The sequence below is a fragment of the Desulfosarcina variabilis str. Montpellier genome, from assembly GCF_048565275.1.
GTDB lineage: Bacteria > Desulfobacterota > Desulfobacteria > Desulfobacterales > Desulfosarcinaceae > Desulfosarcina > Desulfosarcina variabilis.
Window position 1 is genome coordinate 9,394,001 of sequence record NZ_CP159846.1, and the last position, 13,252, is coordinate 9,407,252.

Genomic DNA, 13,252 nt, shown 5'->3' on the forward strand with positions numbered 1-13,252 from the left:
GTATATTCCTCTCTGATTCAAGGCGCATTTCAAAGAGAGGAAATGAAAAATGAAATATGTTCATGGGTACGATCAAAGGGAAACCATACGACTGCAGGATCAAGCCTCAACGCTGGTCGAATTGCTCCACGCGGACACCGCATACCCACCAGGATGTCAGATCCTCGAGGCCGGATGCGGTATCGGCGCTCAAACCGTGACGCTGGCCCGCAACAGCCCCCACGCCCATATCACCGCGGTTGATATTTCTGACCGCTCACTTGCCCAGGCCCGACAATTAACCCAAGAGGCGGGATGTACGAATGTCAGTTTCAAACAGGCGGATATCTTCAACCTGCCTTTTGAGGCGCAAGCATTCGACCACATCTTTGTCTGTTTTGTGCTTGAGCATTTGGCAAGGCCGGTAGACGCACTGGATCGCCTGAAAAACAGTCTCAAGGTCGGCGGCACGATCACGGTTATCGAGGGTGATCATGGATCGACCTATTTTTATCCTGACAATGCGGCGTCACACCAGGCGATTGAATGCCAGGTTGAACTGCAAAGAAAGTCAGGCGGCAATGCCAATATCGGCCGGGCGCTCTATCCCCTTTTGAACCAGGCGGGCTTCAACACTATTCACGTATCGCCGCGAATGGTCTACGTTGATTCAAGCCGGCCGGAGCTTGTCGAAGGCTTCACGAAAAATACGTTCACAGCCATGATCGAGGGCGTACGCGAATCGGCCATCAGCGCGGATTTGATTGATCCAGAGACATTTGATGACGGCATCAAGGGATTGTACCGCACAACAGAAAAGGATGGTGTCTTTTGCTACACCTTTTTTAAGGCTGTTGCATACAAGCAGTAAATCATTTGTATTTCAAAATGCTGACATCCTGTTTGTCTGTGGTTCGCTCCCGGTATTCCGTTTTTTGATCAGCACCCTGGATGTGGGGAAGCAATTGCTGGGTGATCCATGCCGTGCTCGGCTGGCGGAGAATGGCCCACACATCGGAAAACGTATTTCGATGACGTAAACGGTTGTAACCCATGAGCGGCTCCTTTCTTTCTCCTGCGAAGGGTACAGTGGTCTTGGAAACCTTTCCTTAAGAGCCTAATTGAGACTCATATACTAAACTACTATCGGCAAAATCCGCAACAGATAAAATAGTATCTTTCTACAACCGTCCCATTTACCCGACAGCGGTATCCTCTCCAAGCGATCGCAAGTTGATTTATGCGGCAATATAGGCTATCCCAATTGATAAGACAAATGAATCTATTTGATGTTTTGCATAAGGAATGTTTATGAATATTGAATTGCCGATTGATCTCTTACGGACCTTTGCGGCAGTCGCCGAGAACGGCAGTTTTACCCTGGCCGGTCAGGTGCAGCACATCACCCAGTCTGCCGTCAGCATGCAGATGAAGCGCCTGGAAACCAATGTGGGACGCGCCCTGTTTCAAAAAAACGGCCGCCAGATTCGGCTGACGCCTGCGGGAGATGCCCTGCTGGAGCACGCGCACCGTATTCTGACGGTCCATGACGAGGCTGTGGCGGCATTTTCGAATCCGGAGCTTTATGGACGCGTGCGGTTCGGCTGTGCAGAAGATTATGCGGCCCGTTTTCTACCATCGGTACTGCCGGATTTTCGCAAAGCGTTTCCCCGCATCCGGGTGGACATCCTCAGTGCGCCTGGAGTTGAACTGCATGAACGGTTTCGTAAAAAAGAGCTTGATCTGTGCCTTCTGGAAAGTATTCCTGAAAAAGATGATCATGCGAAGCAAAAATCCAAAGACAATGTATATCCGATCCCATGCTCCCATTGTCATGTACCGGGCGGCCAGGTGGTTCACCGGGAACCGGTTGTCTGGGTCACATCGCAAAGCGGGTCCGCCCATACGGCCGACCCCTTGCCCCTGGCGGTCTATCACAAAGGCTGTATCTACCGCAGATGGGCTGAGGAGGCACTGCGGGCGGAGGGTCGACAATACTGGATTGCCTTCGTCAGCCCCAGTATTTCCAGTATTCTGGCGGCGGTGAAGGCGGGGCTGGCCGTGGCGCCCATCGGTATCGGCAGTCTGACCGAGGGGCTGCGCCCCCTTCACCCGGAACACGGATTTCCTCTGCTACCGGTATCCGAGGTTTCCCTGCACCGGTCCGCATCGGCCAATAACGAGTTGGTTGACTGCTTCGCCAACTATGTGGTTGAATCCTTCCGGCCAGCGCAAGGTACAAACTTGATGGAAGAACTATAAAAAATGCCAACTGGCGGCATGCTGTCTATTTTTAATCGATGCGATCCTTCAATTGGCATTTGGATATTGTAATTTGGCATTTTTCTTCACACGGTTGCCCTGCGTCTTTTCGCGCCCCTTATCTGCGCCGGAACGCGTAAAACAGGATGAGCAGCAATATACCCAGCAAAGGGGAAATCTTAAAGCCCATTACAATGCAGAAGATGGCCACTGCATAGCGCAGCCAGCCGGTAGCGGGACGCTGCGGGGCAGGAGCGGACGGGGTATCAGGCTCAGGGACAGGTTCTGGGCCGGGTTGCCCGTCCGGTGGGGATTCGATCCGGGGGGTGGGTGTTTTAACTTCTGGCAGAACCCATTCAGGCACGGGCTTTTCATCAGGCTGCCACCAATTCTCACGGGGCGGCTGGCCGGCCGCGGCTTTTTGCCTGAACGCGTGTTTGGACAGGGACCCGGCGATGGGTTGGGATGCACGGTAGTTGTATTTTTTAATGATCCCATTCACCTTGGCCAGATATTTTTGCCCCTTGGCCGGATCGACCATGCGGATAAAATGCGCATAACCTTGAATCGCTTCAAAGATGTCCCCCCCGCGTCCCCAGGTTTTCCCCTCCGGACCGTCCCTGTCGATCTGAAAGAGCAACGCCCGAAAGCGTTTTAAGGTTTTCCGATCAATGGACAGCTTGCGGTTGACGACAATCCCGGTGACCTCCTGGCGGCGGCCGCGATGCATGATCCGCGTTTTGGCCGCATTGAGCATAAACCCCTCTACAGTGACGATCTGCCGGGTGCGCCACAACAATTTCTGCAGCCGTGCATGGCCATTAGCGCGGCATGAAAAAGTCAGGTCGTCGGCATAGCGGGTGTAGATGAAACCCAGCTTGGCGGCCATGCCGGCCAGCCGGCGGTCCAGACGGCAGCACAGAATATTGCTGATGGCCGGGCTGGTAGGCGCCCCCTGGGGCAGAAAACGCAGTCCGCGGCCGACAAAATAGGCCGTGCCGTCCAATTGCACCGCGTCCGTGTCGGGTTCCGAGCATAACAGGCCGAAGATGGTGGCCACCTGCTCCGAGTATCCGAGTGAGAGAAACAGTCCCTTGATGCGCGGGAAGGTGATCGTAGGGAAAAAGTCTTTCAGATCCATATTGATCACCAGTCCGGCCCCAATGTGGGGCTGGGCATTGGTAACAATGGACCGGGAAGGAACAAAGCCGTGGGCCATGCCCGGCAACTTGATTTTGGTGATGATGTTGTCCAGTATCCAATACTGGGCGCGCTTCATGCGGGGCATGGGGGCTGAAATCAGCCGGGTGCCACCGGTTTTCTTGGCGATTTCAAAACGCTTGTAGTGATGGACCGTCGATACCGGCCGGGCAAAGGCGAGGAATCGAAGCTCGGCCAGCCCAATGCCCATGGCCTTTGCCAGCGCCGATGCGTCTGCAAGGTCGGGAAGGTCATAGCGGGCCAGCCTTTCGGGCTGCGTGGCAACCGGGTTCAGCCCTTGGGAGTAGTCCTGGCCCAAAAAGAGAATTTCTTTCCGGCGCCGCTGGTCCCAGGCAACGGCCCTGTCGTGGGCCGCCTGCATGCGCGCGATTTTGTTTTCCTCGCGTTTGCGGCGTGACTCGGCCATGCGGGCTTTACGCATCGCTTTAAGCGCCTGATCCGGATCTTCCACCAGGCGATGCATCGCCATGAGCTCACGCAATTCGCGTTCGAGTGCGCCCTGGCGTTCGATGACGGCCTCGGGCGGACTGGGCTTGTCCTGGCCCTTGGGCCAGAACCCGAGCCGGTTCATCTCTTCCAGAATATACTCATCCTTTGAGCTTTGGCGAATGCGTTCGTAAATCTGCTGCCGGGTGAGTTTTCCGGGGGCGCTTTCCGCCATGGATCAGTTCTCCTTACCAATAGGGGCAACAATTCAGGGACAACCATGCCGATGATGAAAACCGAACCAGTGCCGCTAAAGAAAACCTAAAATAGGTAACAATGATGAACTCGTAAAAAGTCACCGTTCGGACGGATTCGTAAAAAGCCCGAGATCAAGGCTTGCGAATCCTGAGGAATACCGCTATCGCGGGTGCCGAAGGCAGCGTACATAGAGTACTCCGCAGTGACGAAGGGTGAAGCGTAACGCCGATATCGGGCTTTTTACGAATCCGTCAATAGGGAAAAGAAGAAGCGGCAACGCAGGGGGCCGTCTTCGCAGAAAACTCAGGACTGGGCAGCTCAACTCGAAGCGGGATACGCCTACTGTCGCTCATTGGCTTTTCGAAAGCCGTACCGCAATAGCGACAGTAGGCGGTATCCCGCCCAGTCAAGAGCTGACCAGTGATGCATGTCATTGCTTTTTGCATGGACGGCGATCCACCGTCCGGATTGCAAGATCGTGGCCTTTTGCGTTGCCGCTTCGGTGCGTATTGTCAACCGTTCTTATCAAAAATATCCGCTGCTGGGCAAGTCCTGTGTGATTACGATTGATAATCGATCCCGATAGCGATTTCGATAGCGAAAGCGATCCTGATAAACTTGAGTTACATGCATTTGTCCTCACCTATCCGTTGATCGGTCCATGTGATGCTGTATGCGAAGCGCCAGCATGTGCTCACACGGGCCTTTGAATAATTTGTTGTGGACGAAAAAATGGCAGGTGCAGTGCCCCTGGACCAATCGCTGATCGGCATCGATGGTAATGCTCGGTGTGTAGGTAACAGCATCGTCCAGGACGGTCCCGGCAAGGCTCAGCCGGTCTGCCTGCATATCTTTTTGGGTGACCGTCACCAGATTGGCCTGCACAAATCGGTCGGCATTGGCCTCACGCTGACTGGCGTAACGCAATTGCCCCAAGGGCAATGGCTCCCGGCTGAGTTCCCTTAACCGAAAAACCTTCTTGTTGATATCAAACATGACCCGTCCGGACTGGGTAAAAAGCGCCAGGGCCCCCAACACCTGGCTGCGGTCCAGCGCCAGGTCCCGGGCCAGGGTATCGGCCGAGGCGAACCACGTTTTTTTCAGGGCCTGGAACACGCGGCCCTTGGTGATGTCGTCCACCTGGGCGCGCGGGGCCATCAGATCGAAATTGCCGATGCGCGACCAGTCGTTGGCGGTCCAGCCGGAAAGGCCCAGGGTAAATGTCATGTCGTCCATGTGAGCCACAAAAAATGAGGGCATTCCCGTCCCCAGCAGATGCAGCTCGAATCGCCTGGCAATGGGAATCAGACGCTCCAGAATATGAATCCGGCGGCGACCCCAGACGCGGATTTCCTCCCGGGTGGCCCCCTGATAGGATGCGCGTGGACAGACAATTTCGATATTCCAGGGCTCGAAGAACACCCGTACCGGCTGCCCGGGCTCAAGCAAGAAGCGCATGGACCGCGGGCCTTTTTTCTCCTTGCGCCGGCGCAGCACAAAGCAGAAATTGTGGATATCCATGGGATGCAGGGCGATGGTCTTTATAGGCAGGTTCATGGCCGCACTGACCTGCAAAAACCCTCTGACCCAGCTTTCGGGCAAATCGATCTTATTCTCGGTAAAGGCCTCTTCATGGGTGGTGGCCACTTCAAAGCCGTCTGGATCGATTTGAAAGCGGGTTTTCTTGTAATCGCGAATTTTCTGAAATTCCGCATACAGGCCGTCGGAGTAGTCGATATTGGTGGTGCCGCAGGCGAATTGCTCAATGTTCTTGAAAACATTGAGCGAGCAGCTCAAACGGCCGTAGCTCGATTCATCCAGACTGAAACATTCAAAAAAAAGCTCGTCGGGATGAACACTGATCACAGGATCCAGTACCAGCCAGGCGTTGTTGTCGTGGGTATAAAGGTACCTGAAATAGCAGCTGCGGGCCTTGTAAAACGGCGCCATGATCTCGGCGCTCTGATCTCGCAGCTCCTTGAGCTCGCTGCCCCGCGCATCGATTTTCTCTTTGAGTGTGTCCTTTCGGGCCATGAAGCCGGCAAGCAGTTCGGCTTCACTTTCTTTCAGCCATGCCTGGTAATCCTCACGGTCCTTGGGCGTGAAACGGAGATCGGATACGACCACCTGATGAAGGGCCCCCATGGCTTCGCGAAACGGGATGTGGTTGTCCAGGTCAGCCACGAAAAAGGTGGGATCACGAAACGTGTCCGGTGCAAAATGCATGGCCGTGGCTGCCGCACTGCTGGAAATCTGGCTGCTGCCATAGTAGCGGTAGTTAAACTGCATGACGGGCCTTTCCGGTTTTGATCGGCCGGCGCTGCACAGCGATGGGGGTCAGGTGCGTGGCAACCATTGGATACCGCCGGTTGATGGCATTTAGGATCTGAACACAGCGCCCCCGGTCGCCGATGGCCATGGTGGCCGAGACGCGGTTTAAGACCGGGGCCACCCGGGCCGCCGCCTCGGCCGATTCAACGGCCAGCCGGTCGAGCAGGTCAAAGATGCGGGCCTTGGCGATCCGGCCGCAATTGACCTGGGACAAAACCGTCAGAAAATAGGGGGTCAACTGCTCGATACGCGCCAGGTCTCCATGGGCGTAGTCCTCAAGGAAATTGGAGGCAAATAGCTGAACGTCAATGGACGGGTGCTGGCTGAGTTTCAGAAGATAGTCGACGCCGTGGGTGGAATCGAAAAACGTGGTGATCAACTCACGGCCGAACTGTTGCACATCGTCGCGGACGCTATCGCAAATGCTCACCAGAAGGGTGGGCGTCCAGTGGGCGGCGTCGAATCGGTTTTTGAAATAATCGATGGCAAAGGCCCGCGTGTCGTCCCAATCGCTGTCCAGAATTCTCAGGCCGTCGGTCATGTTGCCGGCAATGTCAGATGGGTGATCCGCATAGGCCTGCCAGCCCCACTGCCGGACCGCCAGCAGCGCGTGATTTCCCAGGCGCGCCCACTGGCGGATGGAGAGGATCTGTGGTTTGGCCTTGGCCAGCAACGCGGCGCCGAGCTGCCCGGCCCCGCGTGCCCGGGCCTGCAACAAACGCCAGATCGTACCCGCATCCAGCTCTGCCGCCTGCCCGGCCAGGGCGTCAGAGAGCAATGCCACCAAATCGTCTCTGAACTCAGGTGACGGGGCTTTGCGGAAAACAGCCGGAAAGAGCCGGTCGAAAAGGTCGCGACCAAAGACGTGATCGGCCTGGGCAAGGCGTTTGACCATGGGGTGGGCGGCCCGTCGCACATCCACGTCGTCGGCAATGCAAAAGGCGTGGATCAGATCGGCATGGCCCAGCAGCATGGCGTCGGGCAACCCGGAGAAAAGCTGCACGCCGATTCCCCGGACCTGGGAGGACTCGGCCTCGATCAACGCGCGAATCAGCGCCGGCGGCAGCTGGTCCGGCGAGGTGTGGTGATTGAGCAGCAGCCGGCCCGCCAGAGCCTTGAGCGCGGTGAGTGGATGGTACAACAGATCGGCGATAATCCCGACATCCATCCGTTGGCAGGGCTTGGCCCACCCCCCGAGCATGACCGAAGCAATGTCCGCAATGATGGCGTCGTGGAAATCGGGCCGATCGTCCAGGCCCAGCAAAAAGGCCACCAGCCGGGCGATCAGCATTTCAATATCTGCATCGTCAAATGCCACCCGCGCAATGAGGGTGTGCCCCCACTGCCGCACGTCGGCATGGCCGCAAGTCAGAATAAAGGCCATCAGTCCCGGGGTCTTTACAAGCAAATCGGGCTGGTCTTCCACCCACCCGCGGGCGATCTGCCGGGCGTCATCCAGATCCGCGGCCAACAGGGCCTGGATCAAATCGACATCCGGAGCGGACGGGTCGTACCGGTCTTTGGACAGGGACAGGCCCAGCAGAATGGTGACTGTATAGGGGCTGGACAGCAGCATCTGGATCTTTTGGGTGGTGAGCTTACGGCAGAAATCCACCTGGTCCATCAACGCCCGGGCTGCAAATCCATGCACCGGTTCGCACCGGCTCTGGGCAATCAGCGTCCACAGGGCGTCCGGCCGTTTGTCCCATAGCTCGGGAAATACCTCGTAGCGGGGGGGCGGCTCGGTGTCGGTAACTGAAGACGGCCCGGCAACACGCAACCAGCTCAGCCCGTTGGGAGACAACTGACAGCCGGGATCATGGGCGCGCAGAATATGATTAAAGGCGACGCACCCGCCATAGGGACCGTACTCCCGCGTTGCCACAGGAACCGACTGCCACCGGCCGTCGGCGCCCTGTTGCCAGCTGTAATGGGTCGTTTTTTTGGGTGGGACGGCATGTGCGTCGGTAAAGGCCAGCAGCATCCCCACAGCCATATCCACGTACTGCGGATTGGCCGCGTCGCCCAGCCGGCGAAGCATCCGCCAGGCACGCCTGCGCAGGTAATTACGGGTGCGGCTGGAGTAGGCCAGCCGGCTGTCGGGTCTGACGATTTCCTCTTTCAGCTTGACGTATTCCCAGGTGCTTGGCAGCGTGACATACTGGCGGCTCCAATTGGACAGGTAAAACCAGGCCTTTTCCGTTTCAAACCGCCGGGCCAGCAGACCGACGACTTCGGCATCAAAACGGAATTCAGCGGCTTTGTAGATGTAGCGGATCGCCTTGAAGTAACCGGGTTCGACCGGAATTTCGGCCAGTGTGGGCAGGATGAACGCCCGCGCCAAAGGAATGGCCGCCGACACCCGGTATAGGGTTTCGAGAAGATGCATGCCTTCCGGCCCGCCCTTGAATATTGTGCCGGCTGCGGCCGCGGCCAGCTGATTTAAGTCCTCGGCGGCCAGGGCTGCCTGGACCGGCGGCGGCATGGTTTCGATCAGTTTGTCGGCGATGCCGCGGCTTCCGGTCCCGCCCGCCTCGGTCAGCAGCGCTTCCTGCGCCATCCGCTTAACGGCCTCGGCGCCTGTGATGGTGACCAGTATATCAAGCGCCGGATAGGCCCGGGGGTCGGCACAGCGTCCCAACGCCCATGCCACGCAATAATTGAGCAATTCGTCGCGGGCCGGAATCAGGCCCGCCAGGTCAGGCACGGCTGATTTGACGGCCAGCTCGCCGATCCGCCAGACCGCCCGCCTGAGCTGCCTGGGATTGTTGCTGTGCAGCGCATTCTGGAAACGCTTGATCAGTGCAGCCTCAATGGACGGGCCGGGCCCGGCGGCATCCGATGGGGCCGCGGCTTTCGGTTGGTGGTCGCTGTCCCTGTAGCCTTTGTTTCTCTTGGACACCACGACGCTGTCGAAAATCGCGTCAGCCTTTTGCCGGTCCACCGGCGTCAATGTCTTCGTGCCTTCGCGCAGCCGGCCGCCACGCCTGCCATAACGAAAATTAACCACATACCGGTCCTTGGAGAAGCGCAGCAACTCCACTTCATAAACCTTGTCAGCCCCACCTTCTTTGAAATAAAGTCTCGCTTTGCGAACCTGTTGCATGCGTGTCCTTTTGCGATCAATGATTGGAAACGGTTCATCCGGTGCAAGATTCGATGGCGTTCGTCGCTAAGGGTTCGCGCAAAAATAAATTCACAAATTGTCAGTGTTCAGGCGCCCGCTCAGCAAGGCGCGAAGACAAAGGAATATCAGGCATATTCCGTGTTTTCGCAACGCCGCTGAGCGGGATGGATGGGCGCTGAAAATGTAAAGTTATCTTTGCGCGAGCCCTAAGCAGCGTGTATCCATGCCTGCGGGTGTTATCCTGTTTGCATAGCATTATCGCCGTCAGCCATCAAGCAGACTGTTCGGCTGACACAGGTGAAATCGTTGTCGTTGTCAGGGGAGCGACGCGTAGCGGTAATCGTTGTCGTAATCGAAAGGTAAAAGATCGATGACGATGACGATGACGAAATAGGCTGGAATAACTACTTCTATGGATGGGCACGAAGAGCCTGTTTGAGAAGTCTGGATCAGGCTCGATAACAAGGCGGAAAGTGGCTCAAAAGCGGAGCATATATGTAATATGTGAGCATTTTGAAACACTTTTCAAGGCCGCTAGCGAGCCTTAGACGGATTTATCAAACAGGCCCTAACCCAGGATACCGGCCTGACCGGTATACCTCTTCCTCAGTTTCGGTTTTTCAATCTTTCCTGTCGGGCTGCGCGGAACATCGGCAAAAATGACCTTGCGCGGCCGGGTGTAGCGGGGCAAGCCCTCACAAAAGGTCATGAATTCAGCTTCGGTCATGGTCTGCGACGGCTTGACCTTTATTACGGCCAAGGCAATTTCTCCTAAACGCTCGTCCGGATATCCGATCACGGCAGCGTCCTGCACCTTGGGATGCCCCATGATAAAGCTTTCGATCTCCACGGGGAAAATATTCTCACCACCGGTGATGATCACGTCTTTGGCACGATCCACCAGCCAGATGAACCCGTCCTCATCCTGGCGGGCGATGTCGCCGGTCAGCAGCCAGCCGTCCGTTAGCGTTTCGGCCGTGGCCTCGGGATTTTTGTAGTACTCCTTCATCACGCCAGCGCCCTTGACGGCCAGTTCACCGCTGGTCCCAGGCTGTGCCGGTGCCAGTTTGTGTTCGGTGAGCCACGTGTTGAAATCGATGATCATGCATTCCCATTCGTATCCGGGAACGCCGATGGCACCGACCTTATGGGTGTTTTCGATCCCCAAATGCACACAACCCGGACCGGTGCATTCGGTCAGTCCGTAATTGGTGTCGTAGGCATGATGCGGAAATGTCGCCTTCCACTTCTTGATCAGCGCCGGCGGCACGGGTTGGGCGCCGATATGCATCAACCGCCACTGATCCAGATCATAATTTTCCAATTGAATCTTTTTGTCTTCGATGGCAATCAGAATGTCATGGGCCCAGGGCACCAGAAGCCAGACAATGGTGGCCTTTTCTTCGGAGACAGCCTCAATAATATGCAAAGGATCAATGCTTTTGAGAATAACCGCCCTGGCCCCCACCAGAAAATTGCCGAACCAGTGCATCTTGGCGCCGGTGTGATAAAGGGGCGGAATACAGAGAAAGGTATCCTCACGGGTCTGCCCGTGGTGCTGGTTTTCCACATGACAGGCAAATTCAAGATTCGCATGGGTCAGGTGAACGCCTTTGGGGCGCCCCGTCGTGCCGGAAGTAAAATAAAGACCGGCACTGTCGGCGCTGTCGATTTGAACACCCGGGTCAGTGGGCGCGCCGCTGCCAAGAAAGTCTATATAGGCATCGGTGTAATCCGGACGCATGGTCTCCGGCCCAACGAAAATATATGTCCGGATGGTTTGATCGAGGACGGTTTTGATCGTATTGATGCGGTCAATGAAAATGTCGCCGAAAAACATGGCCTTGGCTTCGGCCAGGTGCGTGCAGTACTGAATATCATCGGCATTGAAGCGGAAGTTCAAGGGGACAACCCAGGCCCCGGTGCGCAGGATGCCGAAGTAAATGGGCAGCCACTCGAGGCAGTTCATCAGCAGCAAAACGACCTTGTCATCCTTCTGGATGCCCTTTTGTATCAGTGCCTGGGCAATCTGGTTGGCCTGCCGGTCAAATTCAGCCCAGGTGATTTCTCGCCGGCTATCGTCGGCGGGGTCTCTTTCGACCAGGGCAATGTCCTTGCCGTAACGCGCTGCGTTCTTGGATAATATGTCAGTAATCGGCATTTTTTCACCCTATTTTTACAAATCCGTCTGAATGGCGACTTTTAGGAGTTCATCATAGCTGTATATTTGCGAAGTTGTCACTTTCGTAAGAACACCATTTCCGACACTTTCATTACCGGCTGGTCTTCTTGAGTCAACTCCACCTGCACCCGGGCAATGCGGCCCTGGGTGTCGATGACCCGGGCCGTGGCGATCACATCCTTTTCCGGGTCCGCGGCATGCATAATTTCGATATCGCAATTGAGCGGCAGCCCCACATGACCTAAAGAGTTGGCCACGGCGGCCATGGTCTGCTCCGCCAGGGTAAACAGGGCGCCGGTGTGGGTGTAGCCGAGAAAATTGGGCAGTTGCGACGTACCGGGCAGCTTGGCCGTAGCCCGACCGGGCTCGAATTCGGTAAAATGAATCGACAGTGCTCTGGCCAGGGGGGACGTTTCCAGAGCCTGGCGCAGGGCGTCCAAGTCCTCGTCCTTGATGGCGTCACGCACGGCATCCGGCTCATAGGCCGATTCGACCACCGAAAGCTTCTGGCGATTACGCTCCTCAACCCCGCGGGTCAGCCAGGATACCGCCTCGTTGTATGGCGTGGGAATGTTAAACCGTTTTCCTTCAGCGACGATCACCTCATTGAGATTGCCAATCTCCGTGGGACGCCCGGCCTCCACATCCTGAAGCATGGACACCTTGTTGTCCTTGGTGGAAGCAAAAGCCTTGAGGGAAAAGGCCAGTGGATCGGCCAGTTCGGGAAAGTCGATGCCCTTGGCGCGGGCCACCTGGGCCAGTTCCCGGCTCAGGGCCTCGATAATCTTCACCGACGCCTGGTGCTCCACTGCCGTGCCGCCGGTCAGACCGGTCAGGGCGGCAACCACATTGGTGGACACGTTGGCGATCAGTTTTTTCCAGATCACGCTGTTGATGTCCGCTGTGGTATGCACGTCCAGACCGGCCCCCTGAAACGTTGCGACCATCCGCTCAAAGCCGGGGCGCACCACGCCGTCATAGGGGCCAATGACCAGCAAGGGCCCCAGGCCGCCCACATACCGGACCTCGTTCATGCTCACCGGCATGCCCGAATGGGCCGTAATGCCGCCCACCACCCGCTCCGGCCCCACGGCCCCGGCGATGACCTCGAGATTTCCCAGGCCGTTTTGAACCGACAGGACCGTGGTCTCTTCGCCGATCATGGGCAATGCGCTTTGAATGGCCGAGGCGGTGTGATACCCCTTGACCGCGATCATCACCACATCCTTGATCCCCACGGTGTTGACATCCGATGTGATGGAGATCTGCTCATGAGTACGACTTCCATCCGGCCACTGCATCCACAGGCCTTCCCTTTCAATCAGATGCACCCGTTCAGTGAGTACTTCGATCAGGGTGACCGAAAACCCTTTTCCCGCAAAAAGACTACCGAAGATGGATCCCAGAACCCCGGCTCCAACGATGGCGATTTCCATGGCGCTCCTCTTTGGCTGTTGTGGTCATGG

8 protein-coding genes are annotated in these 13,252 nt (G+C 56.7%); 2 read left to right on the plus strand and 6 right to left on the minus strand.

The annotated features are described in order from the left end of the window. Positions 1–49: 49 nt before the first annotated feature. The gene (locus tag Dvar_RS42145; protein ID WP_419659461.1) at positions 50–850 is read left to right on the plus strand and encodes a class I SAM-dependent methyltransferase; all 801 of its coding nucleotides are present in this window, start codon (positions 50–52) and stop codon (positions 848–850) included. Between the two features lies 1 nt (position 851). On the opposite strand, the gene Dvar_RS42150 is transcribed toward Dvar_RS42145, so the two are convergent. Beyond that, positions 852–1,034: a hypothetical protein gene (locus Dvar_RS42150; RefSeq protein ID WP_419659462.1), complete on the minus strand. Its 183-nt coding sequence runs from the start codon at positions 1,032–1,034 to the stop codon at positions 852–854. A 256-nt stretch (positions 1,035–1,290) separates the two neighbouring features. Here Dvar_RS42150 and Dvar_RS42155 point away from each other — a divergent pair, with 256 nt between their 5' ends. Further along, positions 1,291–2,241, plus strand: a complete 951-nt coding sequence (locus Dvar_RS42155) for a LysR family transcriptional regulator (RefSeq protein ID WP_419659463.1) — start codon at positions 1,291–1,293, stop codon at positions 2,239–2,241. A 118-nt stretch (positions 2,242–2,359) separates the two neighbouring features. Here the strand turns inward: Dvar_RS42155 and Dvar_RS42160 are convergent, their stop codons facing one another. The 5 genes from Dvar_RS42160 to Dvar_RS42180 form a co-directional block, all read right to left on the minus strand. Continuing rightward, complete coding sequence (locus tag Dvar_RS42160; protein WP_419659464.1) at positions 2,360–4,123, minus strand: reverse transcriptase domain-containing protein; 1,764 nt, start codon at positions 4,121–4,123, stop codon at positions 2,360–2,362. 662 nt (positions 4,124–4,785) lie between these two features. Further along, positions 4,786–6,435: an SWIM zinc finger family protein gene (locus tag Dvar_RS42165; protein WP_419659465.1), complete on the minus strand. Its 1,650-nt coding sequence runs from the start codon at positions 6,433–6,435 to the stop codon at positions 4,786–4,788. Next, the gene (locus tag Dvar_RS42170; RefSeq protein WP_419659466.1) at positions 6,425–9,583 is read right to left on the minus strand and encodes a HEAT repeat domain-containing protein; all 3,159 of its coding nucleotides are present in this window, start codon (positions 9,581–9,583) and stop codon (positions 6,425–6,427) included. Before Dvar_RS42170 ends, Dvar_RS42165 begins: the two co-directional genes overlap by 11 nt. A 589-nt stretch (positions 9,584–10,172) precedes the next feature. After that, entirely contained in the window at positions 10,173–11,765 is a 1,593-nt protein-coding gene (locus Dvar_RS42175) for an AMP-binding protein (RefSeq protein ID WP_419659467.1), read from the minus strand. Between the two features lie 77 nt (positions 11,766–11,842). Beyond that, a complete protein-coding gene (locus tag Dvar_RS42180) occupies positions 11,843–13,222 on the minus strand; it encodes a 2-dehydropantoate 2-reductase (protein WP_419659468.1) in 1,380 nt (459 codons plus the stop codon). Positions 13,223–13,252: the final 30 nt, after the last annotated feature.

Excerpts from the sequence above, each read along its gene's own strand:
- Dvar_RS42175 (WP_419659467.1), bottom strand. The coding sequence starts at position 11,765 with ATGCCGATTACTGACATATTATCCAAGAACGCAGCGCGTTACGGCAAG.
- Dvar_RS42145 (WP_419659461.1), top strand. The coding sequence starts at position 50 with ATGAAATATGTTCATGGGTACGATCAAAGGGAAACCATACGACTGCAG.
- Dvar_RS42155 (WP_419659463.1), top strand. The coding sequence starts at position 1,291 with ATGAATATTGAATTGCCGATTGATCTCTTACGGACCTTTGCGGCAGTC.
- Dvar_RS42160 (WP_419659464.1), bottom strand. The coding sequence starts at position 4,123 with ATGGCGGAAAGCGCCCCCGGAAAACTCACCCGGCAGCAGATTTACGAA.
- Dvar_RS42170 (WP_419659466.1), bottom strand. The coding sequence starts at position 9,583 with ATGCAACAGGTTCGCAAAGCGAGACTTTATTTCAAAGAAGGTGGGGCT.
- Dvar_RS42150 (WP_419659462.1), bottom strand. The coding sequence starts at position 1,034 with ATGGGTTACAACCGTTTACGTCATCGAAATACGTTTTCCGATGTGTGG.
- Dvar_RS42180 (WP_419659468.1), bottom strand. The coding sequence starts at position 13,222 with ATGGAAATCGCCATCGTTGGAGCCGGGGTTCTGGGATCCATCTTCGGT.
- Dvar_RS42165 (WP_419659465.1), bottom strand. The coding sequence starts at position 6,435 with ATGCAGTTTAACTACCGCTACTATGGCAGCAGCCAGATTTCCAGCAGT.